20 protein-coding genes are annotated in these 23,682 nt (G+C 46.7%); 7 read left to right on the top strand and 13 right to left on the bottom strand.

The window, feature by feature from the left end:
- Window positions 1-50: 50 nt before the first annotated feature.
- From CIK92_RS09445 to CIK92_RS09405, 9 genes are all read right to left on the bottom strand, one after another.
- The gene (locus tag CIK92_RS09445; RefSeq protein WP_094388924.1) at window positions 51-719 is read right to left on the bottom strand and encodes a lipoprotein signal peptidase; all 669 of its coding nucleotides are present in this window, start codon (window positions 717-719) and stop codon (window positions 51-53) included.
- 1 nt (window position 720) lies between these two features.
- The gene (locus CIK92_RS09440; protein WP_094387130.1) at window positions 721-1,101 is read right to left on the bottom strand and encodes a molecular chaperone DnaK; all 381 of its coding nucleotides are present in this window, start codon (window positions 1,099-1,101) and stop codon (window positions 721-723) included.
- Between the two features lie 70 nt (window positions 1,102-1,171).
- Entirely contained in the window at window positions 1,172-4,789 is a 3,618-nt protein-coding gene (gene ileS / locus CIK92_RS09435; RefSeq protein ID WP_094388923.1) for an isoleucine--tRNA ligase, read from the bottom strand.
- Window positions 4,790-5,439: 650 nt separating this feature from the next.
- On the bottom strand, window positions 5,440-5,655 hold the full coding sequence (locus CIK92_RS09430) for a hypothetical protein (protein ID WP_022311470.1): 216 nt from the start codon (window positions 5,653-5,655) through the stop codon (window positions 5,440-5,442).
- Window positions 5,656-5,754: 99 nt separating this feature from the next.
- The gene (locus tag CIK92_RS09425) at window positions 5,755-6,345 is read right to left on the bottom strand and encodes an AbgT family transporter (RefSeq protein ID WP_094387127.1); all 591 of its coding nucleotides are present in this window, start codon (window positions 6,343-6,345) and stop codon (window positions 5,755-5,757) included.
- Complete coding sequence (locus tag CIK92_RS09420; RefSeq protein ID WP_094387126.1) at window positions 6,335-7,057, bottom strand: DUF5932 domain-containing protein; 723 nt, start codon at window positions 7,055-7,057, stop codon at window positions 6,335-6,337. The genes CIK92_RS09425 and CIK92_RS09420 overlap by 11 nt, the downstream gene beginning before the upstream one ends.
- Window positions 7,058-7,069: 12 nt before the next feature.
- On the bottom strand, window positions 7,070-10,585 hold the full coding sequence (locus CIK92_RS09415; RefSeq protein ID WP_254046048.1) for a DUF5112 domain-containing protein: 3,516 nt from the start codon (window positions 10,583-10,585) through the stop codon (window positions 7,070-7,072).
- Between the two features lie 30 nt (window positions 10,586-10,615).
- On the bottom strand, window positions 10,616-11,287 hold the full coding sequence (locus CIK92_RS09410; protein ID WP_094387140.1) for a bifunctional 4-hydroxy-2-oxoglutarate aldolase/2-dehydro-3-deoxy-phosphogluconate aldolase: 672 nt from the start codon (window positions 11,285-11,287) through the stop codon (window positions 10,616-10,618).
- 19 nt (window positions 11,288-11,306) lie between these two features.
- Window positions 11,307-12,332 carry a sugar kinase gene (locus tag CIK92_RS09405; protein ID WP_022311475.1) on the bottom strand — a complete coding sequence of 342 codons (1,026 nt, stop codon included), beginning with the start codon at window positions 12,330-12,332 and terminating at the stop codon, window positions 11,307-11,309.
- A 168-nt stretch (window positions 12,333-12,500) separates the two neighbouring features.
- Between CIK92_RS09405 and CIK92_RS09400 the strand changes: the two genes are divergently transcribed.
- The 7 genes from CIK92_RS09400 (at window position 12,501) to CIK92_RS09370 (ending at window position 19,144) form a co-directional block, all read left to right on the top strand.
- Window positions 12,501-13,568, top strand: a complete 1,068-nt coding sequence (locus tag CIK92_RS09400) for a LacI family DNA-binding transcriptional regulator (protein WP_094388922.1) — start codon at window positions 12,501-12,503, stop codon at window positions 13,566-13,568.
- 4 nt (window positions 13,569-13,572) lie between these two features.
- Window positions 13,573-14,856, top strand: coding sequence for a Na+/H+ antiporter NhaC family protein (locus CIK92_RS09395; protein WP_094388921.1), 1,284 nt, complete (start codon window positions 13,573-13,575; stop codon window positions 14,854-14,856).
- 1 nt (window position 14,857) lies between these two features.
- Entirely contained in the window at window positions 14,858-15,658 is an 801-nt protein-coding gene (locus tag CIK92_RS09390) for a hypothetical protein (RefSeq protein WP_094387123.1), read from the top strand.
- Between the two features lie 72 nt (window positions 15,659-15,730).
- Entirely contained in the window at window positions 15,731-16,054 is a 324-nt protein-coding gene (locus CIK92_RS09385) for a hypothetical protein (RefSeq protein WP_094387476.1), read from the top strand.
- A gap of 437 nt (window positions 16,055-16,491) precedes the next feature.
- The gene (rfbC, locus tag CIK92_RS09380) at window positions 16,492-17,040 is read left to right on the top strand and encodes a dTDP-4-dehydrorhamnose 3,5-epimerase (protein WP_022311482.1); all 549 of its coding nucleotides are present in this window, start codon (window positions 16,492-16,494) and stop codon (window positions 17,038-17,040) included.
- Window positions 17,040-18,356 carry a UDP-glucose/GDP-mannose dehydrogenase family protein gene (locus tag CIK92_RS09375; RefSeq protein WP_022311483.1) on the top strand — a complete coding sequence of 439 codons (1,317 nt, stop codon included), beginning with the start codon at window positions 17,040-17,042 and terminating at the stop codon, window positions 18,354-18,356. Before rfbC ends, CIK92_RS09375 begins: the two co-directional genes overlap by 1 nt.
- Window positions 18,353-19,144 carry a DUF4738 domain-containing protein gene (locus CIK92_RS09370; RefSeq protein ID WP_094387475.1) on the top strand — a complete coding sequence of 264 codons (792 nt, stop codon included), beginning with the start codon at window positions 18,353-18,355 and terminating at the stop codon, window positions 19,142-19,144. Before CIK92_RS09375 ends, CIK92_RS09370 begins: the two co-directional genes overlap by 4 nt.
- Window positions 19,145-19,171: 27 nt before the next feature.
- On the opposite strand, the gene CIK92_RS09365 is transcribed toward CIK92_RS09370, so the two are convergent.
- The 4 genes from CIK92_RS09365 to CIK92_RS09350 all read right to left on the bottom strand — a co-directional run bounded on the left by CIK92_RS09365 (window position 19,172) and on the right by CIK92_RS09350 (window position 23,625).
- On the bottom strand, window positions 19,172-20,869 hold the full coding sequence (locus tag CIK92_RS09365; RefSeq protein ID WP_022311485.1) for a putative transporter: 1,698 nt from the start codon (window positions 20,867-20,869) through the stop codon (window positions 19,172-19,174).
- 51 nt (window positions 20,870-20,920) lie between these two features.
- On the bottom strand, window positions 20,921-21,193 hold the full coding sequence (locus CIK92_RS09360; RefSeq protein ID WP_144289395.1) for a hypothetical protein: 273 nt from the start codon (window positions 21,191-21,193) through the stop codon (window positions 20,921-20,923).
- A 67-nt stretch (window positions 21,194-21,260) separates the two neighbouring features.
- A complete protein-coding gene (locus CIK92_RS09355; RefSeq protein ID WP_144007795.1) occupies window positions 21,261-21,866 on the bottom strand; it encodes a DUF4840 domain-containing protein in 606 nt (201 codons plus the stop codon).
- Window positions 21,867-21,978: 112 nt separating this feature from the next.
- Entirely contained in the window at window positions 21,979-23,625 is a 1,647-nt protein-coding gene (locus CIK92_RS09350) for a glycoside hydrolase family 10 protein (RefSeq protein WP_094388918.1), read from the bottom strand.
- Window positions 23,626-23,682 lie beyond the last annotated feature (57 nt).

Genomic DNA, 23,682 nt, shown 5'->3' with positions numbered 1-23,682 from the left:
TAAGCAGAAATGAAACGGATATAAAGGAGAGCACCTTACCTAACATCCTTTTATTTTTGTTCTGAATTATCAACATCCTTCTTGTTAGATTGGGAAAAAAGAGATAAGGTCTCAAGCTCTTTGCGACAAACTAAGAGCAACATAACCACACCTACGCTAATGCAAGCATCAGCAAAGTTGAACACGGGTGAGAAGAAAATGAATTCAGAGCCGCCAACCATTGGAACCCATGAAGGCCACGTCGTTACGATGATTGGGAAATAGAACATGTCTACCACCTTTCCCATCAGGAATGGAGCATATCCAGTGCCAAAGGGAACAAGAGAGGAAACGTCAAATGGGGTTGAAGCATCGAAGACAAGCCCATAGAACATAGAGTCAAATATATTTCCTGCAGCCCCGGCAAATACCATAGACAACAAAATGATATAACAATAGCGGGCACGTACTTTTATCTGGCGATGAATATACCAACCTATAATGCAGATAGCAGCTATACGCAATAGGCTAAGCAGGAACTTGTTGATAAACGTCATGCCATACGCCATACCATTGTTTTCCACGAAATCGATATAAAACCAATCAGTTATATGGATGGCATCACCCAAGCACATATTAGTCTTGACCAGAATCTTGATAATCTGGTCAATAACCAATAGCACCACAATAAGCAGAACCGAGAGACGTCCTCGGGTCACAACATTTCTAATATCCTTCATTTTATTGCTTGCGAGCATTTTTTGACGCCACGCTCAGAGTGGCATGGGGCACCGCGCGTAAACGCTCCTTTGGTATAAGCTCACCTGTCATACGGTCTATACCATAGGTTTTGTTGTCTATACGAATCAATGCCGCCTCCAAACCTTGGATAAACTTCTGATGCCGTGCCGCCATCTCCACCAACTGTTCCTTGGATTGAGTAAGACTGCCCTCCTCCAATGCCTTATATGTAGGAGATGTATCATCAACATCATTGGTATCCTGATTCATCAGCCTACGCATTACCTTGTTATAACTCTCACGTGCAACTGCCAGTTTGTCATTAATAATAGCGCGGAACTCCTGGAGCTCTTCATCGCTGTAACGTACCTTAGTTTCCATGCATCGGTGATTTAGGTTAACCATGACGCAGACATCGCTTGACAACTGCGCCATGGTTGGATTATTATTATTAAATTTTAGTTACTTGTATGCGAACGACAAAATTATCGAACTCTACATCTGTCCCAGCATTGTCCTCCACAGAGATACTATCGGCCAAAACTTGAGTTTTCACATAATCCTCGTAGTTGGCAATAGCCTTGGCAATACTGTCATTAGGACTGACCTTTATGGCTATGCGGTCAGTAATTTCAAGACCAGCGTCCTTTCGCATGTTCTGAATGCGATTAATGAGTTCACGTGCCATACCTTCATTGAGCAAATCTTCGGTCAGTTCAACCTCTAATGCCACAGTGAGATTTCCATCATTGGAAACGAGCCATCCAGGGATATCCTCGCTGATAATTTCGACATCTGCCACATCAACGGTGACAGGAGCACCATCGATATCAAACGAAATGCTACCATTCTGTTCCAACAATGCTATCGCGTCTTGATCCAAGCCATCCATATGGGCAGCTACACTCTTCATCAGCTTGCCGAACTTTTTGCCCATCACGCGGAAGTTGCACTTTACCTTCTTCACGAGGAATCCAGAATTCTCTACAAAGTTGACCTCCTTGACATTCACCTCATTCTTAATAAGGTCTTTGACAGCGCAGATACGCTGCTTCTGCTTGTCATCGATGGCAGGAATCATCAGTTGGGCCAAAGGCTGACGAACCTTGATGTTAACTTTACGACGGAGAGCCAAAGTCATGGATGTTATCTTCTGAGCGATATCCATGCGGGCTTCAAGTTCGGCATCGATGGCCTCGGTATCAGCCACTGGATAACTCTCCAGATGCACACTCTCCATCTTTCCACCAAGGTCGTGATAGAGACGGTCCGCATAGAACGGAGCAAAAGGCGCAACGAGCTTGGCTACAGTCATCAGACATGAATAAAGTGTCTGATAGGCGTTGAGCTTGTCACTGTCCATTTCTTTGCCCCAGAAGCGTTTACGGTTGAGGCGTACATACCAGTTGCTCAAATCATCGTTGACGAAATTGTCTATCAAACGGCCTGCTCTTGTTGGATCATAATCATTCAACTGCTTGCAGACATTAATAATCAAGGAATTGGCCTTGGAAATAATCCAACGGTCAATCTCTGGGCGTTCTGCCAGATTGCCTTGGTTGAGCATGGTCTCTGGGTCAAAACCATCAACGTTGGCATAAAGAGCCAGGAAGCTATATGTATTATATAATGTACCGAAGAACTTGCGACGAACTTCATCCACGCCTTCAGGATCGAACTTGAGATTATCCCATGGCTCGCTGTTGGTCATCATATAAAAGCGTACAGGGTCAGCACCATACTTCTCCATCATTTCAAATGGATTGGTCACATTGCCCACATGCTTACTCATCTTATTGCCTTTGGCATCAAGAACCAAGCCGGTAGAAATAACATTCTTGAATGCTACACTATCGAATATCATTGTAGCAATAGCATGAAGCGTGAAGAACCATCCTCGAGTCTGGTCGACTCCTTCGTTGATAAAGTCGGCTGGGAAATAGGCTGGAGGTATTGGCGTTCCTTCGTAATCAGAGTGTATCATAGCCTGACGATCGGCTTCTGTACCGCGTGCCATATCTCCCTCGAATGGATAGTGCAGCTGGGCATAGGGCATAGAGCCACTATCAAACCAAACATCTATCAGGTCGGTTTCACGATACATTGGTTTACCTGCGGCATTGACAAGCACGATATTGTCCACATAAGGGCGGTGGAGGTCTATACGGTCATAATTCTCCTGAGAATAATCTCCAGGAACGAATCCATTGTCTTTCAGAGGATTGCTCTTCATCACGCCAGCCTCTACCGAGCGCTCAATTTCATTGTAGAGTTCTTCGACACTACCGATACACTTCTCGTTACGATTGGAATCGCGCCAAATAGGGAGCGGCGTACCCCAGAAACGAGAACGCGAAAGGTTCCAGTCGTTGAGGTTCTCCAGCCAGTTGCCAAAGCGTCCACTTCCTGTTGACTCGGGCTGCCAATTGATGGTCTTGTTGAGTTCCACCATTCTCTCTTTAGCAGCGGTATCTTTGATAAACCAAGAATCAAGAGGATAGTACAAAATTGGCTTGTCCGTACGCCAGCAGTGAGGATAATTGTGCACATGCTTCTCTGTACGGAGAGCCTTACCCTCCATCTTGAGTTCCATACACAATACCACGTTCAGGTCTTCGGCCTTGTCGGATGCAGCCTTGTCCCATACTCCGTTCTCGTTGAAGCGTGGATCATAAGCATTCTTGACATAATCACCCGCATGGTTAGCATACAAATCTTTGTCCACACAAGCATTGACAAAGTTAGTATCCAGGTCTTCAATGAGATAGAACTTACCCTGCAAATCTACCATCGGACGAGTCTCGCCCTTTTTATTAATAAGGTATAGTGCCGGAATATTGGCATCTTTGGCTACCTTGGCGTCGTCGGCACCGAACGTAGGAGCAATGTGAACAATGCCAGTACCGTCGTCTGTGGTCACATAATCGCCCAAGATTACGCGGAAAGCCTGGTCATTCATTTCAACAAAACGGTCACGACCATCCTCGCTGGCAAAAACCTTTTCCGGATGAGCCTCGGCATAATCGCTTACAAAGGCGGGTGACAGATCATTAAGTTTCTCGCAAGGCTTGACCCACGGCATGAGCTGGCGATAGTGGTATCCTTCAAGTTCAGTACCCTTCATGCGGTCCACGATGCGCCAAGGGCATATCTTCTTGTCTTTGTCAAATGCAGGCAGTTCTCCCTCTTTGGCTTCATGATCGGCCTTGAGGTATGAAGTCACGAGGTTTTCGGCCATAATCATGGTCATAGGCTCGCCCGAATAGGGATTATATGTCTCCACAGCCACATAGTCAATCTTGGGGCCTACGCAGAGCGCCACATTGGAGGGCAATGTCCATGGAGTGGTAGTCCATGCCACAAAGTATGGAGTTCCCCACTTGGTCCACTCCTCTTTAGGATTGACGATTTCAAACTGAGCTGTTACGGTAAGGTCCTTGACATCGCGGTAGCATCCCGGCTGATTGAGCTCATGACTCGAAAGACCGGTTCCGGCACCGGGGCTGTAAGGCTGGATAGTATAACCCTTATAGAGCAGTCCCTTATTATAAAGCTGCTTGAGAAGCCACCAAAGGGTCTCAATGTATTTGTTGTCGTAAGTGATGTAGGGATGGTCAAGATCTACGAAATATCCCATCTCCTCGGTAAGTTGACGCCACTCAGCGGTAAACTTCATTACGTTTTCACGACACTTATGGTTGTACTCTTCCGTTGAGATATACTTGTCCGATGCCTTGTTGTCAATATCTTTTTTGGTAATACCAAGTTCTTTCTCCACACCCAATTCTACAGGAAGTCCATGAGTGTCCCATCCTGCCTTGCGGTGTACCTGCATTCCCTGCATGGTCTTATAGCGATTGAATGTATCCTTGATGGCACGTGCCAGAACATGATGGATACCAGGGTGACCATTGGCTGAAGGAGGACCTTCAAAAAATATAAATTGGGGATTGCCATCACGCTCATCAATACTTTTGTGGAAGATATCATTCTTCTTCCACTCTTCCAATACGCTCTTGTTAACCTCAACAAGATTCAAGCCATTGTGTTCGGCAAATTTCTTAGCCATATTACCTATGTTTGCGTTTAATACCTATTATACCTGTTTTTTTTAATTTGGCAAAGTTACACAAAAAAATCGATGATATGCACAATTTTAGAGGTTTTTTATGTATGGCGCTATCACAAACAAGCATTTAGTGCAGGTTCGGCAATAGGGAACGGCACCAATTGTCTATCAATAGTCCTTTGTACAATAAGCGTAAGTTGTATTAGACGGAAAAAGACAATCTGCCAAAGTTCCAAGTATATTTACAAAGAATTTGTTTTAAGGTTTCCTTCATTCTGAATGATAGCAAGCAGAATGGCAGTGATTCTCAGAAACCGCGCGAAACGTTTGAAAGCTACCTCATAGGGACACAAAGACCGAAACAGGGCCCACAAATAATCCTGATACTGTTTCTTTTAGCAATTAAATCACGAATTGAAAAAATACATATTGGCAACCACTATTTCAGACTTGGATATTATCGATTCACGATGCAATTTGCATTTGAAAACGTCCTTAACGATGTTTCCTCCATTTTAATGTCATAAACAATGCGTCAAATTCGAGTTGTCTGCAAAAAACAATTGGGCAAAATGCATGTCTCGATGCACTTTGCCCAATACTAATTTCTGCCGACACACAGTTCGGCAATTCCATACTTTTCAGCTGGCCTATACAGACTTATAGCCCTTTGTGCTAATGGTTTCAATTACTTCCTTGATACCCATCTCCTTGCCGTCTGGGCTACGGTGAGCTGCCTCATGATGGGCGGCTTCGATTTCTTCTTCAGACACGGTGTATCCAAAGAACTTGCCCTTAAACTCGGCTACAGCCCAACCAATGAGGGCCACAACGAACAATGCTAATACGCAAAAAAATACATTCATATTTGTCTATCTGTTTTTTATAGGTGCAAAATTAACAAATAATACTGAAACTAAAGGCGTTTTGACCTTAATTTTTATCATCACTCAAACATTTGCCATTTATAGGTCGAATACGTAGCCTATCGTAGAGCAAAGCAGCACGATGAGCACGTAGAAAACAAAAAGATGTCCACCACTTCTAAATCCTGCTACCAGCGAATTGTAGGCGCCCGCCAGTCCATCTATTTTTCCCGCCCCTACTCCAAATGTGAGCCCTGATATAATCAATGTCACGCAAGTGACCGGCACGAGACAATGAAGGAAACTACTATGATTGACAGTACCCGTAGCCGTAAGCAGCAAGGGCTGAGGCAAAAGGGTAAGAAGGGCCATTATCACTACGACAATGGTCAATTCGAGCATTACCACGCGCAGGGCAAACCGTTCTTTTACTCCAAGCGGACGGCGGAGCCTGAACAGTTGGCTCTCTGTCAAAGGGCCATATGCCATAACACCCAACACGAGCCAGATAAGCAAAGGCGACGAGAGGGTGTATACAAACCTGCCGAACAACCAGCGTATGCCTTCTGCGCTCAGGAGCGAGCGTAGGTCTGCCGTGGGATTTAGTGCTGTAAGTATCCATGAGAGCAGCACAAGCATTATCCAAGCCACCAACAAAGTCAACGCCGTCTGAGGGAGTCTATTCTTCATCGGGATGCAGGTTATCAATGTCAAGTATGCGCAGCTCGAGAGCCCTTACCACCAGTCTCGTGGCATTTACTCCCATACGGTTTCCGTCGGGGAAGAGTTTTTGTACCAGCTCATTCTGACGCTTTTCCAAACTCTTCACGCCAAAAGGCATACCGCGCAGATTGGTAATTTGCTCTTTGGTATACCCCAGGGCAAGATGTCGCAGAAAACGCTCATCGTACTCATCAATCTCATAGTCAATCAGCGACTCGGTACGCATAAGGCTACTCCCGACACTATGTTTGAATCGCTCTACTATCTTCTCGAGTATGGGCTGATTGAAAACCAGACGTTTACCGCTCATACAGCTGGCAACATCACCTCGGGTGAGCAATTCGCCACTCTTCAGAATAATTCCGTCGCAACCAGCATCGAGCACATCCACCCAGAGTTTCTCATTAAGTATCTCTCCTGTAAAGATAAGGACCTTAACCCCTGGATAATTCTCTTTGGTATATCTGCACAACTCAACGCCCACAGTGGTAGAGCCACCAAGGCCCAGGTCGAGCAACACCAAATCGGGCTGATGCTGCTTCATGAGCTTAAAATAGTTCTGCTCATTGTCTGCAGTTCCAATAATTACGGCTTCGGGAATCTCATTTTTGAAGATACCTTCTGTTCCTTTGAGTTCGAGAGGAACATCCTCTACTATGACTACTTGAAATTTTTCCATATCTGTAAGTTGTTACGTTCCTGGTTGAGATTGTACGCCTTGCTGTTTGGCAAAGAATGAGGTGTTTCGCGGAATCACAAGCATCACCAGAATGCCTGCCTCTGCGGGGCTTGCCTTGATACCACACGCGCGAGCCTGACTTACTTCGCCGAGCTCCCTTATTATCTGTCGACACATCAGATATCTCACATCTTTGGTCGATGGTGTAAAGAGCTGCCGACACTCTTGCTCTGTCAGCTTGACGTTAGGCATGGGTATCCGCACAGTCTGATATTGTCCGTCACCTGTATGGGCAGTCCATGTTACGCGAGCCTGATTAATGCTGGACAATATATCCAACAGCATTTCCCACATTTCACTATCTATGCGCATAGGCGTCTCTGTCTGTCGCAATGCCTGCTGGCTCAATATGTCATAAAGCGACTTATAGTATCCGGTCACCTCGTCGAGAGCATCGCAGTCTATAGGTCTGGTATCCACTATCTGCCTGATACGCGAGGGATAGTACATCGTCTCATGCTTAAGGGTGGAAAGGCAGTTGTCGAGCACACTGTTGCTTACGTGCAGACGCGCCACTTCGTATTGGCGTCGATTGAGCTCATCCGTTTCCATTTCAATGGCATCCCGCTGCTTTTCATCATAGACCACCTGCTGCCGAAGGTCATTGCAAATCTGTACTACAAGACGGTCAAGCTGCCGGACATCATTATCAAATAAAACTTTAGGCATCACCCAGATTTTACTGATTTTTAGCAACTTATTCTCCGGCCGTTCATCTTCCATCAGCAGGTTGTTTATGAGTTTCAGTCTATCCAGACAAAGCCTATACATCAGCCTATAACGATAATAGAATATGTAGTATGCAGGAAAAAGGACAAGCAGCAAGAGTATCAGAATGATAATAGCAACATTCTTGTTTGTTTCTGCCTTCTGCATAACCTGCACATAGTTGCTCAGCGACTGGTCGGCACTGTGCAGGCGGAACAGCTGGGTATATGCCTGGTTATTGTATTCATAGAGCTTCCATCTGTGCAGCGCCAAGGCAGCTACCGCTATCTCATTGCGCATATTTAGAATAGTAGTATAGTCAGCCTCTACCCCACTCCGGAACCACTTTAATTCAGCCGCCTCTTTGCCTGTACTGTCATAAATAGCCATCAAATCGACAGAAGTCTGGTGCTTATGCGTATAACCCCGTCTGCCATTAAGTGCTTGCATACAGCTATCGGCCATAACGAGTGCTTGGTGGTAGCGTCCGTCAACATTGCATTGATAGATGGAGTCAGCATATTTGCGAACTTTATCAGACATGTCGTGCCCGAATGTGGTAGATACTGTCAAAGACATAAAAAGTCCTATAAACAATCTCACAACACCCATCGGAAGTCTGAACCAGAATCTGCTACCCGTGCCGGTATTCTCTGCCCCGATTGCACATTGGGCGAAGATAGGACTTACCTTCTTGTATTTTTCAATAATTCCCTTGCAATTCATCAGTCCAAACCCATGCCCTTTTCCGTCTTGCACAGCGCCGGAGGTATCTACTATCGGCTTATGGTCAAAGAGATGCTTCAACTGAGTATCACTCATCCCGGGTCCAGTGTCGCAAATACTGATTTCGGCATAAGTGTCATGGCGTATTGCATAGATTTCCACATGCCCATCTTCGGGAGTGAATTTACGTGCATTGTCCGCCATCGTATTTATCATAAATAGCGTGAGGGTCTTGTCTGCCTTGACCGTCAGGTCGGTCTTTTGTATATCGAGAGAGATTCCTTTAAGCTGAAATCCCATCTTGCTTTTGGCCACGATATCAAACAATGATTGGAGGGCAAAACTTTCGATGTGTAGATTGAGTTGGCCTTGGCGCAGTCTTATCCAATCGGTCAACACTTCGTTATACTTATTGATTTGGTCTGTGAGTTCAGCGATATACTCTATTCGTTCGTTGTTGGTATCACCTACCTTGCGTAGCATTCTTACTTCATGAAGCATGCGGTCGATAAAGGGTGTTATGCTGGTTACCAAAGATAACTTGGCCCTCTGTTCGAGATTGCGGCGACGGTTCTGCGTCAGGTGCAACTTTTCTATCTCTATCATTTCGCATATCTCGTCGCTCTTCTCCATCTGCCGATTCATTTGTCGGTCATTGAGTTCTTTCCATTTACGCAGGGACATAAGCAACGATTCAATATCACTGCTTCGGTCGTTTTTTTTTCTCTTCAGGTAAAGGACTATGAGCAGGGTTACCAATACTACAAGCACTACAAGTATAGCTGCTATCATCGAGTTGAGCAGTTTGGCCGACTTGTCCAACTGCTCGGCACGCGCCTCAAGCTGCCGGTCTTGTCGCGTTTTCTCCTGCATGTCGAGATAGATATTGCGGTTATAATCACTGTTGGGTTTGTCATCGATGGCAGAATAAGCCAGTGACAGTTGTTCCCGAATAGAGGCTACCAGGTCAGGGGCGCGCTCTATAACTGTGTCTTCCTCAAGAGCGTTATGCAGACAAATGAGTGACGAGCGGTAATCATTGAGTGCCCAATAACATTTTGCAAGAGTACGATAAGCACCTGCAGTCTGATAGACGTCACCATAATGCTGGAAAATATGCAGCGCACGCTGCGCGAGATTTCCTGCAAAGAGCGAATCGGGCATATCATCATTGTTGATATAACTCATCGCAGGCTGGTTATTATCTAAAAGTCTGGAGAGTGCACGGGTATCTACGAGGTGCTCACTCATGCCCTGCAGAGCCTGAGCTTCAAAGAATGGGATACCCTCTTGGCGGGCAAGGACATAACACTTGATAAGACTTTCGAATTCAAGTTGTTCGACTTTCTCCTGAGTCCGCGCACGAATGATACCTCCCGAACCTACATTATATAAATAATTGAGAAGTTGTAGGGTGTCTTCTTTAAGATAGTCGCTCTGGGAAAGGTGGGCCAGTTCGTCATGCGACTGGTTGGGCAGTCCCATGTAATAAAAATAGACCGAGGCAACGATGTAAAACTCTGAACAGGCATAAGCAAAACGATGTTGCTGGTGTGAGTTAAGCAGACGGCTTTCCTCCTCTATCCGGTGCAGCCGACCAAGAGCCCTCTCCCTATAAACATAGAAATCCTTGTTATAGGATTTACGTTGGCAGAGGCGCATCATCTGCACGTCAGCAACGAGCAATTCCACCTGATTGTTAGTTATCCTGTCGAGGTTTCCAATGAGCGTTTTCACACTGTCATAGTCCATCTTTGCCATACTGACAAAGGCAAGATGATTAAGGGCTTCCGCTTTTCCGTCCGGGTAGTCAGACGACAGCTGCAGGGCCTGGCGTGCATAGTAGGCCGTGCTGTCCAGGTTACGATAATGGTAGGCATAGGCTTGCGAGTTGAGACCGTCTATGCGTCCTGCCGTGGGATTTGTGCACGACATAAGCCATGAAAGGCTCCATATACCGACGAGCGATATAATAAAGCCTTTCAGGAAACGAGCATACTTTGGGTTTGCCTTTATGTCGTCATTGCTATTCATTGCGTAAGCCTATACTGGCTGGATATTTGGTTATTGGCGCGCCTTGGCGATATAACCTAATGCCTCAACACATTTGTCTGTAATAGCCTGCCAATTGCCTTGGGCTATCACATCCTTTGGAAAGAGCTTGCTGCCCATGCCGACACAGAGTACCCCACTCTTAATCCATGCGGTGAGGTTGTCTTCTTCGGGACTTACAGCCCCTGTCACCATGATATTACTCCAGCGCAAAGGCGCCATGACATTTTTAACGAACGACGGTCCGCCCACATTTCCTGCGGGGAACACCTTAGTCACATCACAGCCAGCAGCCTGGGCGTTGCTGATTTCACTTACCGATCCGCACCCGGGGCTGTAAGGGACAAGGCGACGGTTGCAGACAGTAGCTATCTCAGCGTTGAAATTGGGGCCGACAATGAAATTGGCGCCAAGTTGCATATACAGGGCTGCAGTGGGGGCATCTATTACAGTGCCTGCTCCCAAAATCATTTCCGGGCAGGCTGCAGCAGCCCATTTTGCGAGTTCTCCAAATATCTCATGGGCAAAATCACCACGATTGGTAAACTCGAATACTCTTACCCCTCCCTTGTAGCAGGCACTGATTACCTGCTTACATATCTCTAGGTCGCTATTGTAAAAAACAGGCACCATACCGGTATCATGCATGGCCTGTATCACTTGAACTTTATTAAATCTTGCCATAATTGTATTTTTTTTGTTTTTATCGCTGCACTCTTCCAGAAGCATCGCCACCAGCAAGGTTCTCCACCTCTTCTCGGCTTACCATATTAAAATCGCCCGGTATCGTGTGCTTCAGGGCTGATGCAGCTACAGCGAACTCCAAAGCACGCGCTTGGTCTCCGTCATATGCAATGAGGCCATGTATCAATCCACCCGAGAACGAGTCTCCTCCACCCACGCGGTCAATTATGGGAAGTATGTCATAGTGCTTGCTTTCATAAAACTGCTGCCCATCATAACTCAGCGCCTTCCATCCATTGTGCGATGCCGATTTGCTTTCCCTCAATGTACTCACTACGTACTTGAATCCGAATTCTTGCATCATTCCCTTGAATATGCCATAATATCCATGAGCATCAGTCTGACCCTTTTCCACATCTGCGTCGGGAGTAAAGCCCAAACAGAGCTTTGCATCTTCCTCATTACCTATACACACATCTACATACTGCATGAGTGGACGCATCACTTGCTGTGCCTTGGCAGATGTCCACAGCTTCTTGCGGAAATTGAGGTCGCAACTTACGGTCACACCATGACGCTTGGCAGCCTGACATGCCATAAGGGTAAGCGTGGCAGCCTTGTCGCTGATGGCGGGCGTAATGCCGCTCCAGTGAAACCAGTCGGCGTCTTTCATAATCGCATCAAAATCGAAGTCCTCGGCAGTAGCCTCGGCCATTGAGCTTCCGGCACGGTCATAGATTACCTTGGAGGGACGCATCGATGCTCCGCTTTCCAGATAGTAAATACCCAATCTATTGCCACCACGGGCTATATAATCGCAGTGTACCCCATAGCGTCGGAGGGCGTTAAGGGCACACTGGCCAATTTCATGTTCGGGAAGTTTGCTAACGAAATAAGCCTCGTGTCCATAGTTGGCGCAACTTACTGCCACATTGGCCTCGCCGCCTCCATATACTACATCAAAGGAATCACTCTGAACAAAACGTTTCTGTCCTGGTGACGAGAGACGAAGCATGATTTCGCCCATTGTTACGATTTTTGCCATTTTTCTTATTTTAGATTATCTGTTTATTGTCATCAAGCAAAAGTACACATAATTTATATAATAAGGAAAGAATTGAAGAAAAAAAAACTAATGATGCCATTTTTTAGAGCTGTGTGTTTACACAATTCGGTTATTATTGTTATTTTTGCAATGATTAATCGTTATAACATGTCAGAGAAGATTAGAATCAAGGATATCGCCGAGCGTGCCGGTGTGTCGGTTGGTACGGTTGACAGGGTGTTGCACGGTCGTCCCAACGTGTCGCCATCTGCAAAAGCCAAAGTTGACGCAGTGCTCAAGGAGTTGGACTACAAAGCCAATGTCTATGCCAGTGCCCTGGCGCGCAACCGCTCCTATCGTTTTATCCTGCTCATGCCAGAGTATGAGTCCGAGGCTTATTGGGAAGAAATTGAGCTGGGAGCCGTGAAAGCCAATGATGCCCGTCGCGACTTTCACATAAGTCTCGAGATAGTTTATTTTGACCGTTTCTCCAGTGAGTCTTATGTCAAGCAGTGCCGCTATTGCCTCTCTGCCCGCCCCGATGGACTTATAATCGTCCCGATGGACGAGGAAACAACACGAGCGTTTACCGATAGCCTTCATTCGATGGACATCCCATTTGTTTTGCTTGACTCTTTCATTCCCGACCTTAAACCCCTCGCCTTCTTTGGCCAGGATTCTTTCTGCAGTGGCTATTTTGCCGCCAAGATGCTTATGCTTATAGCGCGTGAAGAGAAGGAGGTGATGCTTATGCGACTGCTGAAAGCCGGGCGCGCAGTAAGTCGTCAGCAGGAAAACCGCGCCGTAGGATTTATGAGCTATATGCAAAAACGGTTTCCCAATGTGCGCGTGAGTTACCTCGACCTTCCCATTGAGCACCGCGACGACCATGAGCTCTATACGGCCATGATAGATTCATTCTTTGCCCTGCATCCAGACATCCATCACTGCATCACATTCAACTCCAAGGCATATATAGTAGCCGATTACCTATTGGCGACGCATCGCAAGGATGTCCAGATTATGGGATACGACATGGTCAACCGCAATGCGATGTGCCTGAGGGAAGGCACTATCTCTTTCCTTATCGCCCAACATGCCTTTCTGCAAGGCAGTCTCTGCGTAGAAACGCTGTTCCAATCGGTAGTGCTCCACAAGGAGGTAACGACTGTCAACTATATGCCGATAGAGTTGATTACACGCGAGAATATGGATTTTTACCGACGCAGCCTTTAGTATCATGACAAGTAATAAAAAAGGCCTGCTGGCACTTTCGCCCCTTGTAGTGTTCATCACGTTCTACCTCTCGCTATCTCTTCTGGCGGGCGACTTCAACCGCGTGCCTGTTACGGTGGCGTTTATGGTGGCGAGCGTCTATGCCGTATGTATTTCGGGCGGCCATACGCTACAGGGACGTATTGATATCTATAGCCGTGGAGCTGGTTCCGGACGTTTGCTGCTCATGCTATGGATATATGTATTAGCCGGTGCTTTTGCCTCGTCTGCCAAGGCCATGGGCAGCATCGATGCCACTGTGGCTATGGCGCTCCATGCACTTCCTTCCAACTTGCTGCTTCCGGGACTATTTGTTGCGGCATGTTTCATCTCACTCTCTATTGGCACGAGTGTTGGTACTGTCGTGGCACTTGTACCAGTGGCGGCGGGAATAGCTCTCGATACGGGGGCTTCCGTACCGCTTATGGTGGCTGTCATCGTTGGAGGTTCTTATTTCGGCGACAATCTCTCGTTCATTTCTGACACTACAGTTGTAGCCACACAGACCCAAGGCTGTAGGATGAGCGACAAGTTCAGAGTCAACCTGCGTATTGTGGCGCCTGCGGCAATTGTACTGCTGGCCGTCTATGGTTTTATGGGACGTGGCATAGCGTCTCCATCAGCCATTGAACCCATCGATTGGATACGCATAGTACCCTATGTAGCCGTACTGGTTATGGCCTTGCTTGGAATGAATGTTATGGCTGTACTAAGCCTGGGCATAGCCCTTTGTGCTATCATCGGAATCGCAGTGGGAGCCTACGACTTCTTCGGACTCCTTGATGCTATGGGCAGCGGTATCACATCTATGGGCGAACTGGTCATTATTGCTATGATGGCAGGCGGATTGCTCGAAATCATAAGTGAAATGGGCGGAGTTTCCTATCTTATAGACCGACTTACTGCCAAGGTGCACACCAAGCGCGGCGCCGAACTGTCAATTGCGGCCATGGTGAGCATGGTCAATCTCTGTACCGCCAACAATACTATAGCCATACTCACCGTAGGTGATATCTCCCGTCGTATAGGTGACAGATTTGGAGTGGACAATCGCAAGGCAGCATCCATACTCGACACGTTCTCGTGTATGGTACAGGGCATGCTTCCTTATGGCGTGCAGATGCTGCTCGCAGCAGGACTGGCTCATATCAGCCCGATGTCCATTATACCTTATTTATATTATCCCATGGCTATAGGAGTGGTAGCTCTCGGAGCCATCATCTTCCGATATCCTCGAAAATACAGTTGATATGGATATAGTAAAACGAAATCTCTTTGCGCTCATACGCTCTGGTGCATTAGGTGAATATACCAGACTTGAACCAATGACTCCTTGCAAGTGGAGGAAGTTGGGAGATATGGCACTTAGCCGTGGTGTGGCTTCTACCGTCTCCCTCGGACTGAGACACCACCAGTATGATCAGGGGTTGGGAATTCCTTCACTACAATTGGGCGATGGCGAAGTGACTTCGGCGCAGACTGCCATTCCCATGCGACAAGCCTCCATGGCAAACCTATGGCTTAACCACCAACTTAAAAGAATACGCAACACAGAGCGACATGCTATAGACACATCAGTAGATACCTTGCAGATACTTGATATTCTACTCTCATCCATTACAGCAATGATGGGACAGGATGCGTCACTCAGACATCTCGTGCAACTTGCCGTCTATCTTCGTACAAGGGGAGACAAGGTCGATTTTGTCAAACTTGACCGCTGGTTGCAGAAACTTCATGTGACAAGGGCAGCAGCATTACAAGGCAGTTTCCTTATCACGGCAATGGGCTTTGAACCCGATGAGCTGCCATTTGTTCACTCTTCGGAGCCCCGGGCAGAATTCTTGCTTGACTACGCCCTGTCCCATGGACAGCACGAGTACGAAGCCTGGCATCTCAGCGACACCAAACCTCTCTTCATACGCAACAACCCCAAAGCACTTTGGCGCAGGGTGCGTCGGTGTACAAGATATATGCGTTATGCGCCATTAGAGACCATTAGCTATCTATTTCTATCAATGGCGCGTTCTATTGCCGAAGTTGAGGAGTAGAACAAGTTCGTAAATAGCACCCCATATTAAAGGAGAATCTTAATAAATGGGCAAACATCATGCTCAACCGCAATGTTTGTTGGCACATATAGCGCAACAGAAATCGAAGCCGATGACAAATACAGATTGTTAGGCGGTAATGACGGTACTGTGATTGCAAATGTCAGTGAAACCGGCACACTCAAAGGTACCCGCTGCTACTTTTTGTTCCCATCTGGTTCGCAGCAGGTTAACAAAAGCATAGGCTTGGACTTACCTACAGCCATCCACCCCAACACCTATACCGAGAAACAAGCCAATGGAGTGTATACATTGCAAGGCATAAAGATAAACGATACCACCAACCTACCTTCTGGCATCTACGTAAGAAACGGCAAAAAGTTCATTATCAAATAAATTCACATCTATGAAAAAAGAATATATACATCCGGAGATAATTCGCATTACATTGCCATCCGATTTATTGGGCCAAAATTTTGCCACTTCGTCTGGAGTAAGCGCAAGCCCAGGAAATGCACGCGCTCCACTCCATCACCATTCGGAAGACAACAATGACCCAGAGTGGGATTGACAAGTTAACAACAAGCACTACCTTCAAGCACGCCTCGCATACCAAGGCGTGCTTTCTTGTTATTGCCACGCAATAGGATTGGATGTTTCAGCTCTGTTTGACTATATATATTAACAACAATAGTTATGAATTGTGTAAAAAAATGGACCGAAGTTAGCATATTGTCTATTTTTATCTTTACCTTTGCATAGATATCGCAACTATCACACGATAGCAATAATTTGCGATAAAAGAAAAAAGAATAATAAGCAACAAACAGACTATGGAATATATAGAAACCGAAATTCAAGGTGTATATATTATTAAGCCCAAGGTGTTTTTTGACGCTCGAGGATATTTCTACGAGGCTTGGAAGCAAGATGAATTTGAGCAGAATGTCGGGAAAATCAATTTTGTACAGGACAATGAGTCCAAATCGGGATACGGCATTCTCCGTGGTTTACATTACCAGGAGGGCGAGTATTCGCAAGCCAAGCTGGTAAGAGTAATTAAGGGCAAAGTGATAGATGTTGCCGTTGACTTGCGTAAGAATTCACCGACATTCGGCCATCATGTGATGGTGGAACTAAGCGAAGAAAACAAACAACAGCTCTTTATTCCCCGCGGATTTGCACATGGTTTCCTTGTGCTTAGCGAAGAGGCAATCTTTACCTATAAGGTGGACAACATCTATGCCCCCCAACACGAGGCGAGCATAAGATGGAATGATGAAACATTAGGAATAGAATGGCCAATTGACCCTGACAAGGTGATAACAAGCGCCAAGGACTTGGCGGGCAAATCATTTAAGGAAGCTAAATTATTTGAATAATGAATATAGCAATAGTTGGAACAGGTTATGTAGGTCTTGTGTCAGGCACATGCTTTGCAGACACGGGCGCTACAGTTACATGTGTCGATGTAGATGCCAAGAAGATTGAACGCCTGAAGAACGGACAGATTCCTATCTACGAACCCGGATTGGATGAACTGGTAACAAAGAATATCAAAGCAGGCAGATTGAAGTTTTCGACATCATTGGCAGATATTATCAATGACCAGCAGATTATTTTTTCGGCTGTAGGCACCCCACCCGACGAGGACGGCAGCGCCGATTTGAAGTACGTGCTTCAGGTGGCCAAGACCATTGGCGAAAACCTCAATAAATATATGGTAGTGGTGACCAAGAGCACAGTGCCCGTGGGCACTGCCAAGAAAGTCAGAGCCACTATCCAGCAAGAACTTGACCGCCGAGGCGTAGACATTACCTTTGATGTGGCCAGCAATCCTGAGTTTCTCAAGGAGGGCAATGCCATCAAAGACTTCATGAGCCCCGACCGTGTAGTGGTAGGCGTAGAAAGCGACCGGGCCAAGGAGCTTCTGACAAGATTGTACAAGCCCTTCCTGCTCAACAATTTCCGCGTCATATTTATGGATATTCCCAGCGCCGAAATGACCAAGTATGCCGCCAATTCGATGCTTGCTACACGTATTTCTTTTATGAATGACATCGCCAATCTCTGCGAGAAAGTTGGAGCCGATGTCAATATGGTCAGAGCGGGCATAGGAAGCGACACGCGTATCGGTCGTAAATTCCTCTACGCAGGCTGCGGATACGGCGGAAGCTGTTTCCCAAAAGATGTCAAAGCCCTTATCAAGACCGCCGACGACAACGGATATTCCATGGAAGTACTCAAAGCCGTAGAACGTGTCAACGAGCAACAGAAGCGTGTCTTGTTTGACAAGCTCACATCTGTCTTTTCCGGCGAATCCCTCAAGGGCATAACTGTTGCCCTGTGGGGCCTTTCGTTCAAGCCCGAGACCGATGATATGCGAGAGTCTACCTCACTGGTAATCATCAAGAAACTGCAGGAAGCCGGCTGCCGCATCAAGGTGTATGACCCTGTGGCTATGGATGAATGTCAGCGAAGAATTGGCGACAGCGTTGAATACGCTACAGATATGTATGACGCCGCCAATGGTGCAGACGCGTTACTGTTACTTACCGAATGGAAAGAATTCCGTCTGCCTAATTGGGACGTTATAGGCAAGATTATGAACCGCCGCATACTGCTTGATGGTCGTAACATCTTCGAACCCAGCGAACTTGAAGCAGCTGGCTTTGTTTATCACTGCATTGGACGATGAAGAAGTTTACAATCTTTGCAGCTACCTTGCTGCTAATCTTGTCGTGCAGCCAACAGCCGCACACCAAAAAGATTATACAGGAAGACAGGGCTGCCAAAAGGATGCTACAGGGAATCTGGATAAACGAGGACGGAGAAGACGTTGCCTTCCGGGTTAAGGGTGATACCATTTTCTACCCCGACACAACAAGTCTGCCTGTCTATTTCCAGATTATCGACGACACGCTGGTACTGCATGGTGCCAAGGAGGCCAAATATCACATCCAGAAACAAGCGGAGCATCTGTTTGTCTTCGAGAACCAGTCTGGAGAGCACATCACCCTGACCAAGAGCGAGGATGCCTCGGACATCTACTACTTCGGCAGCCGCAAAACCATTGCGCTCAACCAGCGACAGCTTATCAAGCGCGACAGTGTCATCAAGGCTGGCGAACTCCAGTACCATTACTATGTGCAGGTAAACCCTACAACGTATAAAGTGGTCAAGACTACTTATAATGACGAAGGTGTAGGTGTCGACAATGTGTATTACGACAACATTGTCCACCTGAGCATTTACCAAGGAGCCAAGCGCATCTATTCAAGCAACTTTGCTAAGGGTGATTTCACCGATTTGGTTCCCAAGGAGTATCTTTCGCAGAGTATTCTGAGCGACATCACATTCTACAAGTCCACCGCAGACAGTATGATATTCATCGCTTCGCTGGCCATCCCCGACGCTTCGACGTCGTTCCAAATAAAAGTGATTATATACAATAATGGAAAAAGAAAAATGCAGGTTTTCGATTGAAACCTGCATTTTTCTTTTTGCTATCTATCAGAAACCTCCACAACAGAACAGCACGATAATCTGGGCTGTGAAAATTCTCAAGAACATACTTAACGGATAAACGGTCGAATAGCCTACCGAGGGTTCCTCCTTCGAGCACACCGAGTTGGCATAAGCCAATGCAGGTGGGTCAGTATACGTACCAGCCAGCATACCCATAATGGTAAAGTAGTTGAACTTATACTTCAGGCGTGCTATAGTACCTATAATAAGAATAGGGATGATAGTAATCAGGAAGCCGGTATAAACATATTTGAGACCGTCGCCCTGGACTACAGTATCCCAGAAGTGGGCACCAGCCTTGACGCCAACGGCTGCAAGGAACAATGCCAATCCTATCTCTCTCAACATCATATTTGCCGATGTCGTGGTATATGTAACCAGTCGCATGCGATAACCGAAACGACCGATAAGAATAGCTATGATAAGAGGTCCGCCGGCAATACCCAGCTTGAGAGGCACGGGCATACCTGGTATGGCGAATGGGAGGCTACCGAAGACGATACCTACAATGATACCGATAAAGATGGTCGCAATATTTGGTGCATCAAGACGCTTGATAGAGTTACCCATCAGCTCAGCCACACGATTGACATTGTCCTCGGGACCGACAACCATGATGCGGTCGCCTACATGGAAGTGGTGACGACGACTGGCAAAGAGGTCGATACCCTGGCGGGTGATACGGGTAACGTTGACGCCATGTACACTGGAGAAGTGCATCTTGCCCAGGGTCTTACCGTTCATCGAGGGATTGGTAATTACAATACGCTTAGACACCAGAGGCTGCTTCTCATTATCCTCAGGGAACGGATTGTCGATAGCAGGGCCGATAAACGCGCGGATAGCTTCGGCATCGTGCTCGGCACACACGATATTCATCTCATCATCCAAATCGAGAATAGTATTCTTGTTAGGAATCACGACCTCGCCATTGTGAAGCAGACGCGAGCACACGATATCACGATTGAGGAACTCGGAAATCTGCTGCAGCTTCTTGCCTGCAAGATAAGAGTTGCTCACCTTCAGGTGCATAGAGAACGGCTTCTCGTGAGGGTTCTCATTTTCCAACGCCTGCAGCTGCTCATTCTCATCCTCCAGACGTATCTTGCAGATGTAGCGGATGGCAATGGTAGCACCGATAATGCCAAGTACACCCAAGGGGTAAGCACAGGCATATCCCGAAGCGATGGAAGGCACCTTGTCTGCAGGGAAGACCGAAGTAAGGGCCTCATTGGCTGCACCCAAACCAGGTGTATTGGTTACCGCGCCATACAACGTTCCGACCATCATCGGCAGATTGTTGACATCCGTAGTATCGAAAAAGAGATAATAGCAGGCAAACATCACGCCAATATTAAGCAGGACAGCTGCCGTGGACAAGAGGTTGAGAGTAACGCCGCCCTTCTTGAAACTCTCAAAAAAGCCAGGGCCAACCTGCAGACCAATCATAAACACAAAGAGGATGAGACCGAAGTCCTGAATAAACGTCAAGATATCGACGGGAGCCGTAAAGCCGACATGTCCAGCAATGATACCTGCGAACAAAACAAAGGTTACACCCAAAGAAATGCCGCAAATCTTGATTTTACCCAACAACACGCCTACTGCAATCACTATCGAAAACAGAAGGACTATGTGGGCAACCGAATTTTGCTGTGTAAAAAGGTTAATGAGCCAATCCATAAATTATATCATTTGTTATTTTCCTACAAAGTTACTGCATTTTTTTCATTTTCATTGTATCATAATTGTTTTTTTTTTAACTTTCACTGCTCCGCAGATCCATTCCAGACTGTTGTTTCCTGCATTTATATTCACTTTAATCAAATATATCCCAAAAGCGAAGCGCGAATTGATAAAATCATGGTTTGATATTATCAATTCATGTTTTGAATAGTTTATTTCAGACTTTGAAACTATCGCCAGCACCATCGCAACTGGTTTTGCCTTGCCGCCACTCTTGATGGAGACATCGCCTCTATACATCAGAAAGGCCGTAACACTCACACTGGAATGTTACGGCCCTCCCCTATCTTCTACCGCCGCGGTCATCTACACAGCGACAAACGTGCTGCTACTTATTAGGCGCAAACAACAGCATCGGAATGTTGGTAGTAGAAAGATATTTTTCCTTATAGGTTCCATCCTCGTAGATACCACCACCGACGAGGTGTATCTCCATCCTTTGGGTTGGCACATCATATACTCCGCACGAATTGGCATTACCATAAAACGCCAGTTGAACCTTGTGACTTTGGCCGCCATAGGTGATATTGTATGCAGGCGCATCAACACCGACGTAGAAAAGGACTGGTGACAAGCCAACGAAATGGATTTTGCACTTCACATCCTGGTAAGGCTGCTGCAACAGGGCTTCCTTGAGTTCGTTGTCGGTAATAAACTCGGCAAATGGCTCCACGGCAAAGTTATGTATGGTCAGCGTGCTGTCGGTATCAATCGTCCAGCTGATATCTACAGTATCGGTTTTGGTCTGATAGTTTCCGATATTCTTCAGATATACCATCTTGCCTGTATGATATCCTCTCACGGTCAAGAAAGCACTTTGGATTTCCTGCTTTGTAAGTTCACGGTACGAGTTGCTTTCATTGCATGATACCATCATCAAGGCCATCATGATAAAACCCGCCAAGACGGCGGCTGTCTTTCTGTTTCTTTTCATTTTCTTGTTATGTTGATAATTATAAATATAGCTTTTTCGCTTTGTAAATGCGACTTTAGGGAAATCTTGCACGGCAAACAGTTAAACAACGTTAACCGCGCCATTCCTCGCACTATCGGCGGATTACGAAATAGCCACAGCGATGTCTCACGCCCCTACTTGTCAAGACATAGAGGTGGTACACGCCAGGAGCAATCTTGCTCACATCCAGAGTCTGCCCCTTCCAGGCGCTTGTCAGGACAGGATTGCCCAGAACATCGGTCACCAGCAACACTACATTGCGCTCCCAAACTTCCTGTGAATGTGGCAAAATCAATTTGCGCCCATCACAGCTGAGTGCCGCAGAAGGATTGGCAAAGGACAAATCGCCCCGAGGCTCCATTTGCAGAGCGCCACTCTCTACACCATATCGATTCATAGCCGTCACAGCATAATACAACCGGTCCGAGTTGCCCACCTTTACCGCATTGCCGCTAACGCGGGCAGCTATAAGATTGCGTCCGTCTGTGATATCTACAGGATGGGAGGGAGACGAATACACATTATAATATATATCCCCACCTGTTACCGTCTTCTGCCAGGTCAGGACATGATTGCGGCCAAGAGCCAAGCATGTAGGGGCAGCGGGTGCAGTGCTGCTGGCCCATGTCATTGGCGGCACAAGGGCCGGTGAGGCGTTATGCTTTAATGTAAAATCGTAAATGCCCTTGGTATTGTCTGTAAAGAACTTGCTCCTGAAGAAGGCGTGCCCCAAACCATACTGGCGCAGCACATGCATCTCGCGCGAGATAATCTCCAGTGGCCAATCTTTCTCCTTGGGTGACAGAAAATAGATGCCCAAGCCAGGAGTGACGATGCGCCCATAGCTGTTTTCGCTCCAATCGATGGCAAATGGAAAGAACTGGCGTCCCTGAAAGTACATCATCGGAAACAGCTGGTCCATCAACCCATCCCGCAGCCATCCTTGTGCATCCTGGCACACGCGCCTATAGGCATTCCATCCATAACTCTGATATCGGGTCAGGTCATCATGCTTGCCAATGGGCGCACTGCTCAGTTTGACATAAGGTTTAATGGGCTTTATACGGTCATGTATCGCCTTGACGATACGAGTAATGAAACTGCGGCCCTGAGTAGGCGTGACTTTGATATTCCAATTCTCAGGATAGCGGATATAATCGAGATGGATTCCATCAACATTATAATTTCTGACTATCTCCTCGCAGATGTCTGCAATATAGCCGGCCGTCTGTGGCATCTCGGGATTGAGAAAACCCTCATCCCCTATCCTCTTCAGCATCTTCAGATTTCGCTTGCGCAAATTGCGGCAACCGGCTCCATTCCATTTGCCAACAGGAATGGCCACCACCCAGGCATGCAGTTCCATGCCACGACGATGACACTCATCGATTGCAAAGGCAAGAGCATCATAACCGGGACTCTTGCCAGGCCGACCGCTCAGACAACCATCCCAAGGCTCGTAGACTGAAGGATAAATAGTGGTGGCACGAATACGCGTCTGCAACAACACCTGATTGATACCCGCCTTTTGCAACTTGTCTAAGATGGCAACCAGTTCCCGCTTCTGCCTGTCTATCGAAGATGGAGTCTGGGCATAAGAGTGCGGCCAGTCTATCCCTCCGATAGTGGTAAGCCAGACTGCCCGCGCCTCATACTTGGGCGAAGGCTGATTGAACTGGGCTAATAACGGCGTATATATGGATATCAGGAGATATAAAAGAAGTAATCTAACTTTCATTGTTCAATTTTTCCGCAAAGATACTTAACTTTTTTGTATTTAGTTTGCGATTAGAAC

This window comes from Prevotella sp. P4-67 (assembly GCF_002251325.1).
GTDB lineage: Bacteria > Bacteroidota > Bacteroidia > Bacteroidales > Bacteroidaceae > Prevotella.
This window is presented reverse-complemented; position numbering and strand designations above follow the sequence as displayed.